Source organism: Geobacter pickeringii (assembly GCF_000817955.1).
Taxonomy (GTDB): domain Bacteria; phylum Desulfobacterota; class Desulfuromonadia; order Geobacterales; family Geobacteraceae; genus Geobacter; species Geobacter pickeringii.
Window position 1 is genome coordinate 3,073,429 of sequence record NZ_CP009788.1, and the last position, 21,166, is coordinate 3,094,594.

The 21,166-nt window shown below is 62.7% G+C and carries 22 protein-coding genes; 5 read left to right on the top strand and 17 right to left on the bottom strand.

Going from position 1 to position 21,166, the window contains the following annotated elements; all coding sequences use genetic code 11:
- Positions 1-116: 116 nt before the first annotated feature.
- Together GPICK_RS13920 and GPICK_RS13925 are read right to left on the bottom strand one after the other, a co-directional pair.
- Entirely contained in the window at positions 117-1,244 is a 1,128-nt protein-coding gene (locus tag GPICK_RS13920; RefSeq protein ID WP_039744176.1) for a DUF362 domain-containing protein, read from the bottom strand.
- Positions 1,241-2,497, bottom strand: coding sequence for an NAD(P)/FAD-dependent oxidoreductase (locus GPICK_RS13925; protein WP_084201498.1), 1,257 nt, complete (start codon positions 2,495-2,497; stop codon positions 1,241-1,243). The genes GPICK_RS13920 and GPICK_RS13925 overlap by 4 nt, the downstream gene beginning before the upstream one ends.
- 175 nt (positions 2,498-2,672) lie before the next feature.
- Here GPICK_RS13925 and xerC point away from each other — a divergent pair, with 175 nt between their 5' ends.
- Positions 2,673-3,557, top strand: coding sequence for a tyrosine recombinase XerC (gene xerC, locus GPICK_RS13930; RefSeq protein ID WP_039744178.1), 885 nt, complete (start codon positions 2,673-2,675; stop codon positions 3,555-3,557).
- 385 nt (positions 3,558-3,942) lie between these two features.
- Positions 3,943-5,280, top strand: coding sequence for a DEAD/DEAH box helicase (locus GPICK_RS13935; protein ID WP_039744180.1), 1,338 nt, complete (start codon positions 3,943-3,945; stop codon positions 5,278-5,280).
- Positions 5,281-5,413: 133 nt separating this feature from the next.
- On the opposite strand, the gene GPICK_RS13940 is transcribed toward GPICK_RS13935, so the two are convergent.
- The gene (locus GPICK_RS13940; RefSeq protein ID WP_039744182.1) at positions 5,414-7,009 is read right to left on the bottom strand and encodes an acetyl-CoA hydrolase/transferase C-terminal domain-containing protein; all 1,596 of its coding nucleotides are present in this window, start codon (positions 7,007-7,009) and stop codon (positions 5,414-5,416) included.
- 317 nt (positions 7,010-7,326) lie between these two features.
- A complete protein-coding gene (pdxR, locus tag GPICK_RS13945) occupies positions 7,327-8,721 on the bottom strand; it encodes a MocR-like pyridoxine biosynthesis transcription factor PdxR (RefSeq protein WP_039744184.1) in 1,395 nt (464 codons plus the stop codon).
- 160 nt (positions 8,722-8,881) lie between these two features.
- Between pdxR and GPICK_RS13950 the strand changes: the two genes are divergently transcribed.
- From GPICK_RS13950 to GPICK_RS13960, 3 genes are all read left to right on the top strand, one after another.
- Positions 8,882-9,253 (top strand): pyridoxamine 5'-phosphate oxidase family protein, encoded by a 372-nt coding sequence (locus GPICK_RS13950; RefSeq protein WP_039744186.1) that lies wholly within the window; start codon positions 8,882-8,884, stop codon positions 9,251-9,253.
- 377 nt (positions 9,254-9,630) lie between these two features.
- A complete protein-coding gene (locus GPICK_RS13955; protein ID WP_039744188.1) occupies positions 9,631-10,053 on the top strand; it encodes a MarR family winged helix-turn-helix transcriptional regulator in 423 nt (140 codons plus the stop codon).
- Between the two features lie 20 nt (positions 10,054-10,073).
- The gene (locus GPICK_RS13960) at positions 10,074-10,787 is read left to right on the top strand and encodes an SDR family oxidoreductase (RefSeq protein WP_039744191.1); all 714 of its coding nucleotides are present in this window, start codon (positions 10,074-10,076) and stop codon (positions 10,785-10,787) included.
- A gap of 16 nt (positions 10,788-10,803) precedes the next feature.
- On the opposite strand, the gene GPICK_RS13965 is transcribed toward GPICK_RS13960, so the two are convergent.
- The 13 genes from GPICK_RS13965 to GPICK_RS14025 form a co-directional block, all read right to left on the bottom strand.
- On the bottom strand, positions 10,804-11,325 hold the full coding sequence (locus tag GPICK_RS13965; RefSeq protein ID WP_236685573.1) for an ABC transporter permease: 522 nt from the start codon (positions 11,323-11,325) through the stop codon (positions 10,804-10,806).
- A gap of 17 nt (positions 11,326-11,342) precedes the next feature.
- Positions 11,343-11,726 (bottom strand): VOC family protein, encoded by a 384-nt coding sequence (locus GPICK_RS13970; RefSeq protein ID WP_330217051.1) that lies wholly within the window; start codon positions 11,724-11,726, stop codon positions 11,343-11,345.
- A 66-nt stretch (positions 11,727-11,792) separates the two neighbouring features.
- Positions 11,793-12,362, bottom strand: a complete 570-nt coding sequence (locus GPICK_RS13975; protein ID WP_039744194.1) for a flavodoxin family protein — start codon at positions 12,360-12,362, stop codon at positions 11,793-11,795.
- Positions 12,363-12,429: 67 nt separating this feature from the next.
- Positions 12,430-12,738 carry a hypothetical protein gene (locus GPICK_RS17640; protein ID WP_052263447.1) on the bottom strand — a complete coding sequence of 103 codons (309 nt, stop codon included), beginning with the start codon at positions 12,736-12,738 and terminating at the stop codon, positions 12,430-12,432.
- Between the two features lie 4 nt (positions 12,739-12,742).
- Complete coding sequence (locus GPICK_RS13985; protein WP_039744196.1) at positions 12,743-13,648, bottom strand: AEC family transporter; 906 nt, start codon at positions 13,646-13,648, stop codon at positions 12,743-12,745.
- 237 nt (positions 13,649-13,885) lie between these two features.
- Positions 13,886-14,887 carry a YhdH/YhfP family quinone oxidoreductase gene (locus GPICK_RS13990; protein ID WP_039744197.1) on the bottom strand — a complete coding sequence of 334 codons (1,002 nt, stop codon included), beginning with the start codon at positions 14,885-14,887 and terminating at the stop codon, positions 13,886-13,888.
- A 25-nt stretch (positions 14,888-14,912) separates the two neighbouring features.
- Positions 14,913-15,920: an aldo/keto reductase gene (locus tag GPICK_RS13995; RefSeq protein ID WP_039744198.1), complete on the bottom strand. Its 1,008-nt coding sequence runs from the start codon at positions 15,918-15,920 to the stop codon at positions 14,913-14,915.
- 55 nt (positions 15,921-15,975) lie between these two features.
- Positions 15,976-16,173: a 2-hydroxymuconate tautomerase family protein gene (locus tag GPICK_RS14000; protein ID WP_039744199.1), complete on the bottom strand. Its 198-nt coding sequence runs from the start codon at positions 16,171-16,173 to the stop codon at positions 15,976-15,978.
- A 2-nt stretch (positions 16,174-16,175) separates the two neighbouring features.
- Entirely contained in the window at positions 16,176-17,333 is a 1,158-nt protein-coding gene (locus GPICK_RS14005; protein WP_039744200.1) for a YbfB/YjiJ family MFS transporter, read from the bottom strand.
- Positions 17,334-17,711: 378 nt separating this feature from the next.
- Entirely contained in the window at positions 17,712-18,047 is a 336-nt protein-coding gene (locus tag GPICK_RS14010; protein ID WP_236685575.1) for a hypothetical protein, read from the bottom strand.
- A gap of 190 nt (positions 18,048-18,237) precedes the next feature.
- Complete coding sequence (locus tag GPICK_RS14015; protein WP_039744201.1) at positions 18,238-18,825, bottom strand: TetR/AcrR family transcriptional regulator; 588 nt, start codon at positions 18,823-18,825, stop codon at positions 18,238-18,240.
- 88 nt (positions 18,826-18,913) lie between these two features.
- A complete protein-coding gene (locus tag GPICK_RS14020) occupies positions 18,914-19,822 on the bottom strand; it encodes an AEC family transporter (RefSeq protein ID WP_039744202.1) in 909 nt (302 codons plus the stop codon).
- Positions 19,823-19,830: 8 nt separating this feature from the next.
- Positions 19,831-21,054 (bottom strand): MFS transporter, encoded by a 1,224-nt coding sequence (locus GPICK_RS14025; RefSeq protein ID WP_236685576.1) that lies wholly within the window; start codon positions 21,052-21,054, stop codon positions 19,831-19,833.
- Positions 21,055-21,166 lie beyond the last annotated feature (112 nt).

A 21,166-nucleotide genomic window follows, 5' to 3' on the forward strand; every position in this document is an offset into this window, starting at 1 on the left:
TCCACATGGCCTGGGTCTCCTTTCGCAGCGTTTCTTCCCGCTCGAGCGGGTCCGGATAGATATATGGTAATGCTCGCCCCCCGGAAAGTCAACCGCGCGAAAAGATTAAATAATTGTCATACAAATCTCTTGACGATACCCATCAGCGCCCCCTCCCGCACGTCCAGCGCCCCCTCGGGGCAGAGCTCGCGGCAGCAGAAACAGCGGATGCAGGCGTGGTAGTCGAAATGGAGCCGGCCGTCGCGGATGGCGATGGCCCGAGGGGGGCAGGCGTCGCGGCAGATGCCGCAGAGTTTGCAGGCGCCGGGGATTTCACAGGGACGGGAGGTGAGGTAGTGGCGGAGCCGGTTCTTGATGCAGCGCGGCAGGCCGAACTGGACATCGGAGAGGTGCGGCAGCCGGAAGGGGGGGAGCGTCGCCTCCTCCACGGCCACCCCCCGGGTCTCGATGGTGGTCCGGTCCCAGCCGTCGAGGCCGAGCCGCTCCGCGGCCCGCTCCACCCAGAGGAGCTTCTTCGGGATGCCGGCAAGCTCGGCGGCAATGACATCCACCGCCACCGCATTGGCGCCGGCCAGAAGGAGTCCCGCGTGGTGCGGATCGCCACTTCCCGGACCGTTCCCCTCCATGGCGAGGATGCCGTCGACAATGGTGAGATCGGGGGTACGCAGAAGGTAGATCTCCAGGAGCATCCGGGCGAAGAGCTCCCGGTCGGCCCCGGCCTTCAGGTGCCACCCCGCCTTGGCAGCCCCCACCACCGCACCGAAGAGGTTTTTCACGGCGCAGGTCATGGTCATCATCTCGTGGGTCTTGAGCTTCGGGAGGTTGATGAGCCGGTCCGCCTCCAGGTAGGGGCGCGCGATGGCGAACTCCCGGAACATCCCCTCCCCCCGCACCGTGACGGTTTCGTCGAAGGGGACGAGCTCGGCACCGGTCTCCTCGATGACCGCCAGCAGGCCACTCTTCTCCGCCACCCGCCGGATGCCGCCGACGCCGGGGGAATCCCCCACCAGCGGCACCGCGCCCGCCTCCCGCACCAGCCCGATCACCTCCCGGAGCACCGCCGGGTGGGTGGTCACCGCCCGCTCGGGCTCCTTGGCGGCAAGCATGTTCGGCTTGAGAAGGACCCGCTCGCCGGGACGGACGAAGGCCCCCATCCCCCCAAGGGGATCCAGCAGGCGCCGAATGGCCGGCCCGACCACCTCCGGGCGGTAGCTTTCGGCCTTCTCCACGACAACTACGTTCATTGCCCTCCCGCCCGTTCGCGCTCGGTGATGAGCCGCACCTGCCGCTCATGGAACCAGTAGTACCAGATCCAGTTCAGCATGACGACGATCCGGTTGCGGAAGCCGATCAGGTAGTAGAGGTGGAGGAGGAGCCAGATCACCCAGGCCGCGTACCCCCGGAATTTCATCCCGAAGGCGCTGGCCACCGCGGCGCTCCGGCCGATGGTTGCCATGCTCCCCTTGTCGCGGTAGCGAAACGGCGGCAGGCTCCCGCCGCGCTCCCGGGCCAGGATCGAGCTCCCCGCGTAGATTCCCATCTGCATCGCCACCGGGGCCACCATCGGGAGAGGGGCGCCATCCTGCTCGAGATACGCCATGTCGCCGATGACCAGGACCTCGGGATGCCCGGGGAGCGTCAGATCGGGTTCCACGGGAATTCTTCCCCCCGGCCGGGGTGCGGCGCCGAGGGCCGCGGCAAGGGGGGCCGCCTTCACCCCCGCCGACCAGAAGAGGGTGTGGGCCGGGATGACGGCGCCGTCGTGGAGGACCACCCGCTCCGGTCCGGCATCCACCACCCGGGCGTTGAGGAGCACCTCCACCCCCATGCTCCGGAGCTTCTCCAGGGTGTAGACCTGCAGCGGGGGCTCCATGGCGGCCAGGAGCCGGTCGAACGCCTCCACCAGGACGACCCGCGCCGTCTGGACGCTCAGCTCGGGGTAGTCCTTGGCGAGGACGAAACGGACCAGCTCGATGAGGGCGCCGGCAAACTCGACGCCGGTGGGACCGCCCCCGACGATGACGAAGGTCATGAGGGCCCGGCGCTTGGCCGGGTCGGGCTCGACCACGGCCCGCTCGAAGGCGGTGAGGACATGGTTGCGGAGCCGTTCGCCGTCGACGAGCTCCTTCAGGTCGAAGGCGTGCCGCTCCACCGACTCGAGGCCGAAGTAGTTGGTGACGCTTCCGGCACCGACCACGAGATAGTCGTAGGGGATGGTGCCGTTGTTGGTCCGGACCTCCCGGGCATCAAAATCGATCCCGGTCACCTCGGCGAGGTGGAAACGGGTGCCGGCCCATCCGCGGGCCATGGCACGCACCGGGTAGGCGATGGACTCCTGCTCGAGCCCCGCCGTTGCCACCTGGTAGAGGAGAGGCTGGAAGAGGTGGTAGTTGTTCCGGTCGACGAGGGTGACGTCAAAGCCCTTCCCCGCCAGCTCCCGTGCCGTCCTGATGCCGCCGAACCCCATCCCGATGATGACCACCCGCTTCTTCACGATTCCCGCTCCTCTCCGGTTTTTTACCCAGCATAGTCTCCGCCGCCATCCCCCTGCCTTGATCTGGGTCAAAAGCGGCGCCGATGGGGGAAGAATATCTCGAATTGCGCCCCGACACAACCGGCTGTTCGGTTTACACTATTTATCTGCTATGATGGCGTGGCGAAAGGATGCCGCCATGGAAACCGCCATCGCCTCGTTTCTCCGCTATCTCGAAACCGAGCGCAACGCCTCGCCCCACACGCAGGAGGGGTACCGCTCGGATCTGGGCCAGTTCCGGCAGTTTGTCGTCCAGGAGCTGGGGGCGGGTGCCGGGCCCGGCGACGTCACCCACATCCTCATCCGGCGCTGGCTCGCCCAGCTCCACCGGACCCACCAGAAGAGCTCCATCGGCCGGAAGCTGGCCGCGGTCCGCGCGCTTTTCAAATACCTCCTCCGCACCGGCGGCATCGCCCGGAATCCGGCGGAACTGGTCAGCACCCCGAAAAAGGAGAAGAAGGTCCCCTACCACCTCGCCATCGACGAAGTGACCGCCCTCGTGGAGGCCCCCCGGGCCCCCGACCTCCTGAGCCTGCGGGACCGGGCGATCCTGGAGACCCTCTACTCCTGCGGCCTGCGGGTCTCGGAGCTGACCGGCCTCGACGTCGGCGGGCTCGACCTTGCCGACGCCACCGTGCGGGTCCTCGGCAAGGGGGGGAAGGAACGGGTCGTGCCGGTGGGAAGCCACGCCCGACAGGCGCTCGACGCCTACCTCGCCGCTCGGAGCCACCCTCCCGTGGATGCCCCCCTCTTCCTGAACGCCCGGGGGGGGCGCCTCACCTCCCGAAGCGTCCGGCGGGTGGTGGACAACCATATCCTCCGGCTCGCCACCATGCGTCGGATCTCACCCCACACCCTGCGCCACACCTTCGCCACCCACATGCTCGAAGGGGGGGCGGACCTGCGGGCCATCCAGGAGCTCCTCGGCCACGCCTCCCTCTCCACCACCCAGAAGTACACCCATGTCGGCATCGACCGGCTCATGGAGGTCTACGACAAGGCGCACCCCAAGGCTCGAAAATAAATCCTTGTCATTTCATCTATTATCCCGTAGAGTCAGTGGTTGACTGATCAACGCTCAGGCGGAAACCGCATCACAGCCGTACTTCCGTAGTCTCCCGCCCTCAGCCCTTCATCGCTCACTAACCCCCCTGCATTCGACACGCTCGACAGCGCAGCAGCACGACCGGTTGGCGACGATGTTCCACGCCAGTCAGTATTGTGCCGCTGCCGTCCTTTTCCAGGGCATAGGGATGCCCTGCGGCGCGCACGTCCACCTCTAACCATCGTTTCCAGCGACAGCTCTCCGACGCCCCTGACCGGGTACGCGCGGCGTGGCGTGGTGCGTTGCACGCCCGCAGTGCCCCGGGGCGCCGACTGTCGTGCGGAAATCGACAAGGAACCATTGAATGACGTTTACCGAACTGCAGCTCGCTCCCCCCATCCTCAAGGCCATTGCCGCCTGCGGCTACACCGAGCCGACCCCGATCCAGGCCGAGGCGATCCCGAAGGCGCTCGCCGGGGTTGACCTCATGGCCACCGCCAAGACCGGCACCGGCAAGACCGCGGCCTTCGTCCTTCCCGCCCTGCAGCGCCTGGGAACCCCCGCCACGACGCCGGGGCGCGGCCCACGGGTCCTGGTCCTCACGCCGACCCGCGAACTGGCGACCCAGGTCACCGACGCGGTCCGCACCTACGGTAAGTTCATGCGGATCAGAAGCGGCTCCATCCTCGGCGGGATGCCGTACCGCGATCAGCTCCGCCTCCTCTCCGGACCGGTAGACCTCCTCGTGGCGACCCCCGGCCGGCTCGTCGACCTCCTGGAACGGAGAAAGCTCGACCTCTCGCGCCTCGACATCCTCGTCCTCGACGAAGCGGACCGAATGCTCGACATGGGATTCAGTGAAGACGTGAACCGGATCGCCGCCGCCACCCCCACCAGCCGCCAGACCCTCCTCTTCACGGCCACCATGGACAAGGCCACGGCCCGCCTGGCCGAAGAGCTCCTGAACGCCCCCGAGCGGATCGAAATCATCGGCCCCAAGACCACCCACGACCATATCGAGCAGCGTCTCCACGTGGCTGACGACCTCGGCCACAAGAACCGGCTGCTCCGCCACCTGGTTGCCGACGGCGAACTGCGGCGCGCCATCATCTTCTCCGCCACGAAGCGCGACGCCGAGAATCTCGCCGGAGAACTCAAGGCCCAGGGCCATGCCGCCGCCGCCCTCCACGGAGACATGCCGCAGGGGGCCCGCAACCGGACCATCACCGCCATGAAGCAGGGACGGATCCGGCTGCTGGTGGCGACCGACGTGGCGGCCCGGGGGCTCGACGTCTCCGGCATCAGCCACGTCATCAACTTCGACCTGCCGAAGTTCGCCGAGGATTACGTCCACCGCATCGGCCGCACCGGCCGTGCCGGGGCGTCGGGAATCGCCATCTCCTTCGCCTCCCTCAACGAACTGAACTACCTCGACCGGATCGAGCGCTACATCGGCCAGCAGTTGCCGGAGCACGCCATTCCGGGTCTTGAGCCGGTCCGGCCCTTGGTGCGCCTCGGCAAGGGGAGAGGGGGTGCGCCGGGCCAGAAGCGCGGCGGCAAGGGTTTCCCGCCCCGCGGTCCCCGGCGCGACAACGCCCACACCAGCCGGGGCAACTCCTCCCCCCGCGCCCCGTGGCAGGGGTCGAAACCTGCCGGTTCGGGTGCCGGCAAGCCCCCCCGGAAGTCCCAGTTCGACCGGTAACGTTCACCGGGGCGCTCAGCGAAAATCCCCTCTCCCGGGCCGGGCGTGTCACGCCGGTCCGGGAATCAGCCATGAAAAAAGCCCCGCCGGTTTGCCGGCGGGGCTTTTTTCATGCTCGAAACGGGGAGCGATCTTACTCGCAGAGGTCGATTTTCACGTCCCAGTTCTTGATCTTCATGGTGCCATTCTGCGCCAGGTTGAGGTGCATCTTGAAGGCGCGGTCCCACAGCTGCGGTTCGTGACCAATCTTCTTGGCAAGGCAGTCCTTGGAGGCGATCTCCAGGTACTCGCCGAGGATCGGCTTGTACTCCGGGTGGGCGCACTTCTCGATGATCCGCTTGGCGCGCTCCTTCGGCGCCAGACCCCGGAGGTCGGCCAGACCCTGCTCGGTGACCACGCAGTCCAGGTCGTGCTCGGTGTGGTCGATGTGGGAGCAGTGCGGCACCACGCAGGAGATACCGTTCGGATCGGTCTTCGAAGGCCGGCTCGACGGGGTGTGCATGATCTTCAGGAAGCCGTTGCGGAGGAAGTCGCCGGAACCGCCGAGGCCGTTGATCATCCGGGTCCCGCCGACCAGGGTGGAGTTGGCGTGGGCGTAGATATCGATCTCCACCGGGGTGTTCATGGCGATGCACCCGAGGCGGCGGATCGGCTCCGGCGCGTTGGAGATGGAGAGGGGGCGGAGGGTGATCTTGTCGAAGTACTTGTTCCAGTTCTCGAAGAAGCGGGGGAAGCCCGGCGTCTCGGAGAGGGAGAGGGAGCAGGAGGAGGCGGCATCCAGCTTGCCCGAGTCGAAGAGGTCGAGCATGGTGTCCTGGAGAACCTCGGTATAGACGGTCAGGTTGGAGAAGGGTCCCTTGGCCAGGCCGCCGATGACGGCGTTGGCGATGGAGCCGACACCCGACTGGAGCGGGAGGAGGTTCTTCGGCAGACGCCCCATCTTCACTTCGTGGCTGAAGAAGTCGATGATGTTGTTGGCGATGGCCTCGGAGGTGTCGTCCTGCTCGGAGAAGGCCCGCCCCTTGTCGCGGTACTTGGACTCGACCACGGCGATGATCTTGCTCGGATCACACGGCACGTAGGTGGTGCCGATCCGCTCACCGGCATGGGTGATGCCGAGGATCTGACGCTTCGGCGGGTGGTTGCAGACGACGATGTCGTGCATCCCCTCGAAGGAGGGCTCGCCGGTGTTCACCTCGACGATGATCCGGTCGCAGACCATGAGGATCTCGGGGATGACGCCGCAGGAGGTGGTGGGGACCAGGCCGCCGTCCTCGGTGATGGCCGAGACTTCGATAATGGCGAGGTCGAGTTTGCCGCTCTCGCTGTCCTTGGTGTAGAAGCCGTAGCCGAGATCCTGGGCGAAGAGGGAGAGGTGCTTGTCGCCCATCCGGATCCGCCCTTCGTTGATGCCGGCGGCGATGTTCTTGCCGGTCTGGTACGGCCAGCGACGGTCGATCATGTCAAGGGTGGCCCAGCGGTCTTCGGTCTCGGCACCGACGGAGGCGCCGATGAAGAGATTGAACTTCATCTTCCCCTGCAGGCTGTTCTTCTCGACGTGATCTGCCAGGGCGATGGGAACTGCCTTGGGATAACCGGCGGGGGTGAAGCCGGACCAGCCGAGGTTCATGCCGGGCTTGAAGAACTGGATCGTCTCCTCGGCCGTCATGACCTTGTTCAGAAGCGACTTGCAGCGTACGCGGTCTTGCAGGGTGCCGTACTCAGACATCTGTTACCTCCTGTTTGTTTTTGGTGTTTACAGATAAGGCTTCAAAAAAAGCCCTTCTCGTGCCGTAGACCAGTGTGGTATCGGCTGCCCGATGGGGCCGGACCAGATCGGCGAAGGGGTAAAATTAGAACCGGATTCTACTTAAGCAGAAATATTTAGTCAAGCTAAAAAAAGTGTGCCTAACTCATTATAAATACTAACCTTCTAGCGGATACTGCATACACTCTGGCGGTTGCCTGACGGTTGAGACCATCTGCCCCCACCAACATATTTAAAACTGCACCTGTCAACGGGGACAATCATGGTCTATGCTTCAGTCAGAAGCAAAGGGGGGAGAGGAGCGCAATCCCTTCCTCGATTTCGTCAGGGACCATCCCGCCGAAACCGAGGAGGACCGTCGTGGCATCGGGGGTGCCCCTGACAAAGAAGTCGGAAAACGGCAGCAGTCGAATCCCCTTGCGCCGGGCCGCTTCGATGATCTCCGCCTCTCCGCGGGCCGTGCCGGGCAGTTGCAGCACCATGTGGAGCCCGGCTCCCTGGCCGGCAACGACGGCCCGGGGACCGAAATGGCGCTCGACCGCCCGAAGCAGCGCATCGTGCTTCTTTTTGCAGACCGTGCGCATCCGCCGGACGTGCCGCTCCCAGTGCCCCTCTTCCATGAATTTCGCCAGGGTTCTCTGTTCCAGCAGCGAGACCGTGCCGAAATAGTCCCGGAACAGCCGGTGGTACGGGGCGAGCAGCGGAGGGGGGAGCACCAGATAGCTCACCCGCAGCGCCGGCGAGAGGATCTTGGAGAACGTTCCGGCGTAGACGATGGCGCCGTGGGGTCGCAGCCCCTGCAGCGAGGGGATAGGGGTGCCGTGGTAGCGCAGTTCGCTGTCGTAATCGTCCTCGATGATCAGCCTGCCGCCCTTCTCTGCCCACTCGAGCAGCTTGAGCCGATTGGCAATGGGCATCACGCACCCCAGCGGGAGCTGGTGCGAGGGGGTGACGTAGGCAATGGTGCCGCTGCTGGCCGCAAGGGTATCCAGGTCAAGGCCGTGTGTCCCCACCGGGACCGGGACAATTTCCAGCCCGTGGTTACGAAAAACGGCCCGCGGCAGGTGGTAGCCGGGATTCTCCACCGCCACCGCGGCATGGCTCCCCTTCAGCAGATGGGCAACAATGTCGAGGCTCTGCTGCAGCCCGGCGCAGATGACGATCTGGCCGGGGTCGCAGATCACGCCGCGGGAGCGTTCCAGATAGCGCTGGATGCTGTGACGCAGCCTCCATTCTCCCTGGGAATCGCCATAGTGGGAAAGGTCCCGGGAACTCTCGCGCAGGCTGTCGGTGAAACATCTTCGCCAGAGCGCCACGGGGAAGCTCGCCGGATCGAGGCGGGCCGGATGAAAGTCGTACGCGTAGTGCGGCGGAGGGGCAGGAAACCGCTCCGGTCTCCGGGGCTTATGGGACAGGGAGACCGGTGCGGCGGAGTGGTCAAGGTCCGACACGATATAGCCGCTGCGCGGCTTGCCGTAGATGTACCCTTCCGCGGCGAGCTCCTGATAGGCCCCTTCCACCGTATTGCGGCTGGCTGAAAGTTCGGCGGCCAGCTCCCTCACCGATGGAAGCCTGGATCCAGCCGGCAGCCTTCCCGAGAGGATACGCCCTCTGATCTGGTCGTAGAGTTGGCGGTATAATGGGAGAGGATCGGTGCTGTTCAGGGTAAACATGGGCGACTCCGGCCGAAGAGCGGCAGCCCGCTCGAGGGAATTTGAGGCATCCGCAAAGAGAGACTACCGCCGTGTATCCCGGGAAAACGGCGCTGATCAATGGTGGCGCCGGCACCGGTATCCGGCGGAGACATATCACACCCAACAGGAGGTCGTCACGATGATTCCGGAAAAACTGCTGGAAATACTGAAACAGGACGGGGTGGTTGCCATTGCAACCCTGGGACAGGACGGGCCGCACATGGTCAACACCTGGAACAGCTACATCAGGTTCTCACCCGAGGGGCGGCTGCTCATCCCGGCCGGCTACATGCATCGGACCGAGGCGAACATCGCCCACAACCCCCAGGTCCTCATCACCGCGGGGAGCAGCAAGGTGAAGGGGCTGCACGGACCGGGAGCCGGGTTCCTGATCAAGGGGACGGCGGCCTTCGTGACATCCGGTCCGGACTTTGATCTTCTGAAGGCAAAATTCGAATGGTTGCGGGCCACCCTGGCCGTCACCATCGAGTCCGCCACCCAGACCTGGTAATACGCGGAGAGGGTCGGGGATCCGCCTGTGGCAGCCGGCCCCGCCCCTCCCCCCCTTCCGGTCGAGACTGCGGTACAGATAGATCTCACGGGGCATACCGCTGCAGCCGCTGGCGTCTTCGCCATTCAGGCCGCACGTGCAGGGGTGTGTCAACCTTCCTCTACAAATTCTGCATGTAAAACGGCTCTCGTTCCCAATCCCCACTCCCCTCGAAAAACTACCTTTCCCCGGTTATCCCACCACTCCCGCGACCATCGAATAGTATACCCCCACAATAATCAAATTTCTGCGCCATATTCCTCAAGACTCTCGCAAGAGGTCACTTGACAATTAGTTGTCTGACTTAATATAATTACGACAATCAAAAGGAGCTCGGGATGGATTTCAACCTCGAAGAGTCAATCGGTTTCACGGTGTATCGGACGGCCCTCAAGCTCAGGGCGGAGATGGCCCGGCGCCTCAAGAGCTTCGACATAACGCCGGAGCAGTGGTCGGTTCTGACTCGCCTTGCGGAGGCGGATGGGCTGCCGCAAAAACAGATTGCGGAGAGTACCTTCAAGGACCAGCCGACAACGGGGCGCATTATTGACCGTCTCGTCGAGAAGGGGCTGGTACGGCGGGAGGCCAATCCGGAAGATCGCCGCGGTTTTCTGGTCTTTTTGACCGAGGAGGGACGGCGGTTGCGTGACAAGGTAGTGCCGGTTGCCGCACGAATGAATGAGGACGCCGGTAGTCTTTTGTCGGTTGAAGAGAGGAAAAATCTGCTCGCGCTTCTTCGCAAGGTGAACGCAAATCTGTAATTGGACAGAAAGGAACGTACATGGAACTGAAGGAACAGATTGTCATGGTAACGGGAGCAAACGGGGGGATCGGCAGCGCCTTGGTCCGCGCCTTTTTGGATGCAGGGGCGAAAAAGGTGTACGCCTGCGCACGGAAAGCGGAGACGCTGGCGGGAATGCTTGCCGACCAGCGAGTTCAGCCGGTGGAACTCGACATAACCGATCCCTCAAGCATCGAGGCGGCTGCCGCAGCGCATGGAGATGTGACGATCCTGGTAAACAACGCGGGCGCAAATCAAGGCGGCCTCCTCGGCACCCCGTTGGCGGCCCGGACGGAAATGGACGTCAACTATTTCGGCAACCTTTCAATGTGCACGGCGTTTGCGCCGCTGCTCGGCGCCAATGGCGGTGGCTGCATCGTCAATATTGTTTCGATCCTCGCCATGGTCAACATGCCGTCGGTCGGGACCTACAGCGCCTCGAAGGCGGCGCTGCACTCCGTAACCCAGGGGATGCGGGGGGTGTTGGCCGGACAGGGCACCCGGGTGATTGGCGTTTATCCGGGGCCGGTGGCGACGAGGATGACAGAGGGATTGGAGATGCCGATGGCGACACCGGCGGGGGTGGCGCAGGAGGTGATTGCAGGCATCATCGCCGATTGTGAGGAAATCTACCCCGATGAGATGTCCAAGGGGGTCTGCCAGGGGCTTGCGGCCGATGCCAAAGCCGTTGAGCGGCAATTCGCCGCTTTTTAGGCAGGGCAACAGCCAATCACCCGATGCGCTTGCGAAAACGCAGGGAGCTGGTTGTCATGACAGCCACCCCCAGCGCGAAGAGAGCGGCCATCTGCGGCCAGAGAACGGCGATCCCGTTCCCTTTCAGAAATATCCCCCGGATGATGACGAGGAAATAGCGGAGCGGGTTCAGGTAGGTGCCGTACTGGATCACCACCGGCATGTTCTCGATGGGGAACATGAACCCCGAGAGGAGGACCGCCGGGATGTAGAAGAGGAAGGTCGCCATGAGCGCCTGCTGCTGGGTCCTGGAGATGGTGGAGATGAAGAGCCCCACGCCGAGCACCGACAGGAGGTAGATCGCCGTGGAGAGGACAAGGAGGGGAACTGTCCCCTTGATCGGGATGTGGAACCAGAGGACCCCCACCATGGTCACCAGGAACATGTCGAAAAAGCTGATGACGGCGAAGGGGATGGTCTTCCCCTCCCGATCGTAGGTTCCGACCAACAGGACCGGGGTCGGAAAGAGCAGGGTCTTGGCCCCCAGGGATTTTTTCATGACTTTCTCCTTGATATCTACCACTGTCTAAGCTCAATCGGATTTCCATCCAGATCGTGTATTTCGGCCCTCTTCGTTGTTCCCATGGTCACCGGTCCCCAGGTAACAGGCACTCCCTTCCCGGCAAGATATGTCACTGCCTGGTCCATATCTTCGATCTCGATTGCCATCATCCGGTAGCCGGTCTGCCACGGTTGTCGTTGTGCGGAAGCCGCATCCTTCACGCGCATCAGCTCCAGGACCGTGTCGCCAAGGGCAAGGTAGGCAATCTCTTCGAGCGGCTGGGCGTCCACCGCCATCCGCTGCCTGACCGTAAAGCCGAGGACCTCCGTGTAGAAGGCCATTGCCTTGTCAAAATCGCAAGGGATGATTTCCACATGATCAATTCGCTTGAACATCATGACCTCTCAAATGTTGGTAATGGCTCTTTGTCAATTTGCTTTCCCACGGAAGAGGTGGGGCAGCGGTCAGGCCATGAGCGCCTTCGCCGCCTCTTCTGTCTGCTGCAGTATCTTTTCGGGTACCTCGTCCACGCTGGCGGGTCCGATGCCGCAGATGCGGATCATGCTGGTATCGGTGAACCCCATCCAGCGCAGGAAGCCGTCGTACCGGGGGAAGATGTCGGCAAAGAGCCCTTCGTCAGGGTTTCCCTGGGTGAGGACGAAGACGAGCTTCTTTGGCTCCAGTCGGCTCGGCTCTGGGTTCGTGAGGTAATCGGGCTTGAGATACGAGTAGCACCGGTCGATGAACCCCTTCAGTTGGGCCGTGACGTCTCCGTAATAGACCGGCGAGGCGAGTAGCACCACGTCCGCCCCCTGCACGGCCGCGAGCACCTCGGCCAGATCATCCTTAAGCACGCAGTGGTCAAGGCCCTTCTTGCAGGCGTAGCACCCCTGGCAGCCGCGGTACGAGAGCCGATTCAGCTCGAAGGTGCGGATCTGGGCACCGAGCTTTGCGGCGGTTTCGGTGAAACGGTTGGCAATGGTCGCGCTGTTTCCCTTTGTTCGAGGGCTTCCCAGCAGACTGACTATCTTCATTTACATCCTCCAAGTTTGATTGTGCATGCTGTTAATGACTGCCTTTACCGTCGTTTCCCCAGAACTTTCAAAGGGTCTGCGTGGCGGAGACAACGGTTATTTCCAGTGCCGCCCTGGCCCAGGGAAACCGCTTCTTGACCGCTTCAAACTGCGGCCCGGACGTTATGAAGGCCGCCATGCCTTCAAAGAGAAAACCTGTCCCCGCCCCGGATTTCCTCCCGCAGGATGGCTTTGAGCCCTTGCTGATTGCCTGTACGACTTCCCCACAGCCGCTCTCCAAGCCGACATAGAGGTCGTTGGTACGCAGGTCTTTCAGTTCCTGCAACTCCGCATCACTCTTACTCGCGATATAGCAGCTCCTTAATATCTCCTTCAACCTGTCATATCCCCTTGAGGAACATGTGCCAGAAATGGAGGGTCACAAAGGACAGAGGGATGCCTAGACCAACCAGCATGCCAACCAGCCGGGGGTTCAGGTCATGGTCGATGGCGATGATGCCCGCCGTGATCATCGGCGCCATGGCAGCTTCAAACAGGGTGACCTGAACGACAGTCCCTGTTGCCCCCAGGAGGGCGACATACAGCAGAGTAATGAGTGCCGGGCCCACGAGCAGTTTGTAGGCCAGCCCCACACTCAATGTCCGCAACTCTGTTCTCATAGCGCCGAACTGGAGCTGGAAACCAACTGAGACGAGGGCCAGGGGGGTAAGAGTGCTGCCGAGTTTTTCCAGTACCGTGACCGCCCAGCCGGGGAAAGGCACCGGTTTGAGCACAAGCGCAAGAATAAGGGCCTGAAAGGGGGGGAACAGCAGTATCTTGCGCGCCATCTGTCGGGGGGAAACGGAGCCGGATGAATAGTACGTTGCCACGAAAATCCCCAATGTCGAAAGGACCATAAACGACCCCAGTTGGTCAGCCACGATCCCTATTCCCAGGTACTCTTTACCGAAGTATGCCTCAATCATGGGCAACCCGACGAATGAGGTGTTACCGAGTCCCGCCACCAGAATCAGGGCACCCACCGTATCCATGCCGATGTTGAAAACTTTTCCGGCGCCCCAGAATACCGCCCAGGCTCCGCCGAAGAGGAGCCAGGCCATCCCTGCGGTCAGCACCAGAGCCGGGTCAAGTTTCAGGTTATGAATATGCAGGATCGACAAAGCAGGCAGCGAGATATGGATGATGAATCCATTCAGCGCAGCCGGAGTTGCCGAGGGAAAACGCCCATTTTTTCTAAGCCCGACGCCCGCCATAAGACAGACCACAAGCAGTATGATGTTGGCCATTTGCTAAATTCCTGCTCTTTCAGTTATCAATGTTCAAGAGACTGCAGCTCCTGCCAGGGCCTGAAAAAAGTTCTCTTCCATGCGTGGCGTCCCTCTGTTTCAGCGGTCTTGAAAAACAGGCGGCCTCTTTTCAAGAAAAGCGCTCATCCCCTCTTTCTGGTCAGCCGTGGAGAAACTGTAGCCCCATAACTCCACTTCGTAGGCGCACGACCGAGCCAGGTCCATGCCTTCGTTCTGTCATGAAAGTTTCACGATGACCCGTCCCCGAATTCCGCCGTGTAGGATGGCCTGTATCTTTTCCTCCAGGTTTTCCAGCGAGACCTCCTTCGCAAGGTCCGGCAGGTGCTCCGGCCGCCAATCTCCCGCCAGTTTTTCCCAGACCTGCAGGCGTGCATCGACGGGACAGTTGACCGAATCTATGCCGATGAGGCTAACCCCCCTGAGGATGAAGGGGTAGACGTTCATGGCCAGGTCGGCCGAGCCGACCAGGCCGCAGCAGGTGACCGCCCCACCGTAGCGGGTGCTCTTCACGGCAGCGGCCAGGGTCTCCCCCCCGACAACATCCACCACCCCCGCCCAGCGCTCTTTCATCATCGGACGCTCGGCGCCTTCTGTCACCTGGGCGCGGGGGATGACCTCCGCGGCCCCCAGGTCGCGCAGGAAGGTTGCCTCGGCGCCCTTTCCGGTGGCTGTCACCACCCGGTATCCCGCTGCGGCGAGGATCGAGACCGCGATGCTCCCCACCCCACCGGTGGCGCCGGTGACGAGCACTTCGCCGTGAGCGGGCTTCACCCCGGCCCGCTCCAGCTTCAAGACCGAGAGGGCCGCCGTGAACCCGGCGGTGCCGAGCGCCATGCTCTCCCGCAGGGTGAGCCCCGCAGGGAGCCGCACGGCCCAGGCGGAGGGGATGCGGATGTACCCCCCCCAGCCGCCGTCGGTCTCCATCCCCAGGTCGTACCCGGTGACGATCACCTTGTCTCCCGGCGCGAAGGCGCCGCTCCCGCAGGAGACCACCTCTCCGGCCGCGTCGATCCCCGGGGTGTGGGGGAACTGCCGCGTCACCCCCGGGTGCCCCGTAGCCGAGAGGGCATCCTTGTAGTTGAGGGAGGAGTAGTGGACCCGAACCAGCAGGTCCCCCGGCGGCAACTCCTCGATGCTCCGCTCCCGGATCTCCCGCGCAAACTCCCTCTCGGCCATCTTTTCCACCACCAGTGCCTTGAATCGCGTTCCCTTATCCATCTCTCCCTCCTCTCGATATTCTTTCTTAGCGGTTCACCATCTTGATCATGTGGGCCGGGTACCGGTCACCGGCCACCGCGCCCCGCGGTATGATGGCGGCGATTGCGGCCAGCTCCTCCGGGGTGAGCGCAATGTCAGCGGCCCGGACGTTCTCCTCCAGGTACTTTATCCGCTTGGTGCCGGGAATGGGAACGATGTCGTCCCCCTGGGCCAGCACCCAGGCCAGGGCCAACTGTCCGGCCGTAACCCCCTTGCGGGCGGCCAGGTCCACGACCTTCGCCACCAGTTGCAGGTTCTTGGCAAAGTTCTCCCCCTGGAAGCGGGGGGAGTTGCGGCGGTAATCGTCCGGGGGGAAGTCCTCGTAGCTCTTCAGTTGGCCGGTGAGGAAGCCCCGGCCAAGGGGACTGTAGGGGACGAAGCCGATCCCCAGTTCCCGCAAGGTCGGCAGGATCTCGTCTTCCGGCTCCCGGCTCCAGAGGGAGTATTCCGTCTGCAGGGCGCTGACCGGGTGAACCTTGTGGGCCCGGCGGATGGTCGGCGGCGCCGCCTCGGACAGCCCCAGAAAACGGACCTTCCCGGCCCACACCAGCTCGGCCATGGCGCCGACCGTCTCCTCGATCGGGACCTCAGTGTCGACCCGATGCTGGTAGTAGAGATCGATGTAGTCCACGCCGAGGCGCTTCAGGGATGCGTCACAGGCGCAGCGGACGTATTCGGGGCGGCCGCTCACGCCGGTTATGGGGGCCCAGCCGCCGTTCGGTGCCGGTTGGTTGCTCCTGACGATGCCGAACTTGGTGGCGATGACCACCTGGTTGCGCCTCCCCTTGATCGCCCTGCTGATCAGTTCCTCGTTGGTGAAGGGGCCGTACATGTCCGAGGTGTCCAAGAAATTGACCCCCAGATCCAGGGCCCGGTGGATGGTGGCAACGGCCTCCCGCTCGTCCCGCTCCCCGTAAAAGTCCGACATCCCCATGCACCCCAGCCCTTGGGCGGAGACGACGAGTCCCTCCCGGCCCAGTTTGCGTTGCTGCATAGTGTTCTCCTCCAATCCGATATCCGTAATTTTCCTAACCGTTTGCGGCCCGGGTTCAGCGCCGCCTCAGCACGGTGACCGTCTCGCCGCCGATGCCCCAGTTGTCCGTGTCGACCTCGTCGATGACCACCACCGTGGTGGCCGGGTTCTTGTTGAGCACCCTCACCAGGAGGTCGGTGGCCCCCTTGATGAGCTCCGCCTTTTGCTCGGCGGTCGCCCCCTCTTTCGTGATTCTGATATTGACGTACGGCATGACTATCTCCTTTCACGCGCCTGTTCATGGGCGAAGGCATCGGGAATCAGGAGCCCCCCTGCTGCCGCCACAGTGGCGGAGGCGATGAAGATGGCTATGTGGTAGGTGCCGGTGCGAGCGGAAAAGTAACCCGCCAGGGCGGGGCCGACGATCTGGCCGATGCCGTAGATTCCGGTCATCAGCCCGACGATCCGCGCCCGCGCTGTTGGCGCATAAGACGCCCCCTCGGACAGGGCCAGGGTGACGATTCCCATGAAGGTGGCGCCGAACAAAAGCGCTCCGGCGAACAGCGCCGCTGCCCCGTTTAGGGCCGCAGGGAGTATGATCCCGGCCCCCTGGAGAAAAAAGGCGACGACAAGCGGTTTCAGGCGCCCCCATCTGCGGGCGGCCGTGGACCAGAGGAAGGCGGAGGGGAGCGCCGCACATCCCGCCACCACCCAGGCCAGATGCGCCCCCGTCGGCCCCACGGTTGCGTTGGCCGCGGCCACCATGAAGGTGCCGGTGATGATGTAGCCGAACCCTTCCAGGCCGTAGGCAATGACCAGCCGGGCAAAGCGGGGATGCCAGGGAAGTGTCGCCCTGGGCGTGGCTGCGGAGTGCCGGGGCTCGTCATGTCTTTGCAGCAGGAGAAGCACCACGCCGGAGAGGGTAGCACCCACCGCTCCGAAGAGGATCCAGGTGCCGCCGGCGCCCCAGATCCTGGCTGTCGGCAGAGCGGCGAGGCCGGTGAGGACGATGCCGCCGCCGACCCCGCCGTAGTAAAGGCCCGTCAGGTTTTCCCTTCCGTCGCGGGCAACGATGAGAAGCACCAGCCCGGAAACCGCGACAAAGGCAAGGGCGCTGGCAATGCCGGCGAGGAGCCGGGCCGCCGTAACCCAGACGAAATCCGTGGAGAGGCCGGTGGCAGCGGTGGTGAGGCAGGAGATGAGAAGTCCCGCCACCAGCACCCGGAACTCCCGGAACCGGTGGCAGAGGGGACCGGCGGCAAAAGCCCCGGCCAGGTACCCCACATAATTGAGCGATGCCAGAAACCCCGCCTGCTCGGTCCGGAGCCCGTACTCCGTCAGCATGAGCGGCAGAAGCGGCGTGTAGAGGAACCGGCCGATCCCCATCACCACCACCAGCGTGAGGAATCCCGCCGCCACGCCGCTTTCTGTCATTGTTCGCGACAAAGCTTTCACACTGCCTTCAGGCTGGCGATGTCGATGACGAATAGAGGATGTCGATCAGCACGTCGTGCGAACCGGGCTCGCGGCGTTCGATGGTGTGCGGAGCCAGAGAAGTTATGGGTGAAGCGGCTGCAAACGCTGGCGTCTTAAGCATTAGTATTCTCCTTGAAGTATCTCTTGGTATATAAACGATTGCTCTGATTCATGCAGATCGTAACAAACAGAATGATGGGCAGTTTAACGTCATGCCCAGGACCGGAGTCGGCACCCCTCTTTGCAGTGGGCGATCGCCCGCAGCTGATAGCGTTTGCGTAGCATTGTCATTCACCCCCTTTCATTCCTGTTGACCTTTATGGTGGCGAATATTAGTTATTCGCAGCTGCAGGAACTGCAGCCACTTCTCGTGTCGCCGCACTTCTCGGGGAAAAGCCGGTCGGCCGCATGTTCTGTGATGTCGATGCCGAAATGGACGTAGAGGTCTGCGACACCCGATAGTGGAATCCAGTAGCCATCGATAACCTGCCCCAAGTGCTCGTAATACGCTACTTCCCTCACCCCCGCCTGCTCACGAAGAGCCATGTTCGCGCGGCACCCGGCATGGAACTTCTTCTCCCCCATGTCGCAACATCTGGTTCCCACGGGATACTCCATGGCTTTGGCGGCACTGTTGACCTCAACGATGGTCCTGTCCCTATGGACAAGCATGACGGGAAAAGGGAAGTTGTCCCAGAAGAGGTGAAAGTTACTGCGAATTTCTTCGCTGATCTCATGAATAGCCAAGTTCGTTGTCTCCCTTTTCAATGTGTTTGTTGAATGAGTGTCGCCGAATCTCACCGGTTATACGGCGGGATGAGACTAATATTAGACCGGTCGTATAGTGAAAGATGAAAATTTTTTAGCTCTTCTTTAATACGGTGGCAAAGAGGGTTTCGATGAAATCCCGCATCGGCTGGGGCGACTTCATCACCTTCGCCCGCAGGATCGCTCCTTCCAACCCGGAGAGAATGAATCCCGCGAGGACTCCCGGATCGAGGTCCTGCGTCAGTTCCTCCGCGCGCTGTGCCTCCTCGACACAAGTGGCGATCTGCTCTTTCCAGGAACGGAATATCTCATCGAGCCGCGCCCGAAACCGTTCGTTCTGGTCGGCCAGTTCCTGGCCAAGATTGCCGACGAGGCACCCCTTGGTGCACTGGTTCTGGGTGAGTCGCGCCAGACCTGTCTCCAGATAATTGCGGATACGGTTCAGAGGCGTCGGTTCTTCATCCTTCAGGAAACTGTCGACGATTTCAGCGTATCGTTTCGCAAAGTGGTCGATCACCGCGAGCCCGAACTCCTCCTTGCTGCCGAAGTAGTGGTAGAAGGAGCCTTTCGGAACCCCGGCCCGCTTCAACACCGCATCAATGCCGGTGGCACTGTATCCCTGAAGGGAGATCATTTCCATGCCGATGGCGATTATTTCTGCTCTCGTGTCTTTCCTTTCCATGCTGTTCAGAATAGACCGGTCGTCTAGTAAAAGTCCAGCGGTTTTTGCTTTCCTTCCACCTCGGCAATCCTTCTCATCACCATGGCGGCTACGGCACTATCCTCGTCAGCCAGTACATTGCCGGCAGGGATCCGAACGAGAGGATGATGCCGATCCCGACCAGAGCCACGGCCAGCTCGGCTTCCATCCCGGCAACGACCGCCAGCGCCCCGGCGGTCACCATGGGTGGCATGGCTGCTTCGAGTATTGACACGTCAACGACCATGCCGGTAAGGCCTGCCATCCGGCAGAGGAGCAAGGCTCCCAGAGGGGCGACCAGGAGCTTGACCGCCAGTCCGAATCCGAGCGGGGCCAGCACTCTGGACGGCAGCCTCAGCCGCAGTTGCAGGCCGATGGCGGTCATGACCACCGGCACGAGGGTGACGGCGACATTCTGCAGCGCCAGCGCCAGCTTCTCCGGATAGGGCCAGGAACGGGCCGCAATGCCGACCAGAAGGGCGATGGTAGGCGGAAACAACAGCATCCGCCTGACCACAGCCGGGAGATTCGGGGCACCCTCACGGCCGTAAAGGGCGAGGATGAGCGAGCCGTAGGTTCCCATGATCATCATGGTGCCGAGCTGGTCGTAGATGATCAGATGGGGAAGGCCCGCCGCCCCGAAGAACGCCTGGATCATCGGCACTCCTAGGAACGAGGTGTTCCCCAGCGGCACCACCAGGAGGAGCACACCGACGGTTGCGCGTTCCCAGTGCCACAGACGCACGGCCAGGAGCACCAGAGCCGCGGAAAAAAGCAGCATCCCCCATGGCATCAGAGCTGCGATCACGGTCTCGCGGGAGAAGACGATCTGCGGCACCTTGAGCAGGATCAGCGCGGGGAGCGATACGTAGAGGGCGAACATGTTGAGGACTTGGGCCGAATCCTTGGGGAAAGCCTTGAGACGGCGAAACAGCATCCCCAGCAGCACAAACACCCCGATGAGTGCGAAGTTTTCCATCGTAGGTTCTATTTTCCTGGGGATTCCTGGCGACAGATTGCTGCCGGTCCAATCCGCCAGGACGCACCGATCGGGGGAGAGTATGTGATCTTCCCTCGCCCCTTGATCAGTAAGCCTGAGATGATCGCAAAGGTTCCCAGCACCAGGTTAGATAGCAGGAACGCCTGCCTGGCGCCCTGGTGCTCCAGGACACCCCACATCCCACCGGCAAGGACGCTTCCCAATGCCTGGCCGCAGACCCGGGCAATGGAGAGAAAGCCGGAAGCGACCGCTTCGGTTTCTTCCGGGGCCTGCGACAGTACTGCCGCATTGTTTGCCGCCTGGAAGAGGGCGCGGCCGAAGCCGATTCCCGCCAGGCCGAGCGATACCCGCCCGGTCACCCCCTGTGCCCAGGATGAGGCCGCCAATACCGCGCTTCCTATCCAGCTGACCCGATCAAAGCCATGCCGGTCGGAGAGCTTTCCGGCCCATGGCCCAATAAACAGGAGCATGACCGGCGGCACCAGCATGAAAAGCCCGACCCGGCCGGGGTTCATCCCCCCGGCTTCCAGATAGAAGGGCCAGAGCAGGTTGGTGCCGAAAGACTGGGCGTAAAAGAAAACCGTTGCCAGGAGCGCCAGGAGAAAACGAGGGGCGGAAACGACCCGCCGCAGGCTTTCCCGGAGCCCCACCCCGCGGAGCTCACCGAGTCTTCCGGACAGGAGCAGTGCCATTACCCCGAAAGGGAGGTTTATGTAAAAGATGCTGCGCCAGCCGAACGCCTCGACCATGATCCCTCCCAATGGCGGCCCCATCAGGGTCCCGGCAGCGACCGCTCCGGAAACCATGCCGAGGGCCCATCCCCTCCTTTCCCGGAACGTGGCAGCGGCCAGTCCTGGCACCAGTCCAATGATACCTGCCCCTGCAATTCCCTGGACGAAGCGGAGCGTGAGAAGCGCCGGGAGGTTGGGTGCCATGGCAAGGAGCAGCGATATGATGCTGAACGCCAAGAGTGAGGTTCGATAAACCCTTACCGTGCCCATTCTACCAGCCAATCCCGACAGTGGGAGGAAAGCGAGGGCAGACCCGATCAGGTAAAATGAGGCGGCCCCCTGGACGGCAGCGGCATTCGTATGAAAATGAGTGGCGAGCGAAGGGAGCGCCAGATTAAGGGCGCTGGAGTCCACCGTGGAAAGTGTGACCCCGATAAGCAGTGCGGCGAGGCGAAGGTCGATTTTCGAAAAATAACCCATGGGAGTTATACTCCTTTAGTTCTCTGGTCGTGCGAGGACAGGTTCTATAGATGGCATTGCATTGCATGTGATCAATTCTCTATTTAGCCTGCGGCAAAGAATGCCAGATTGA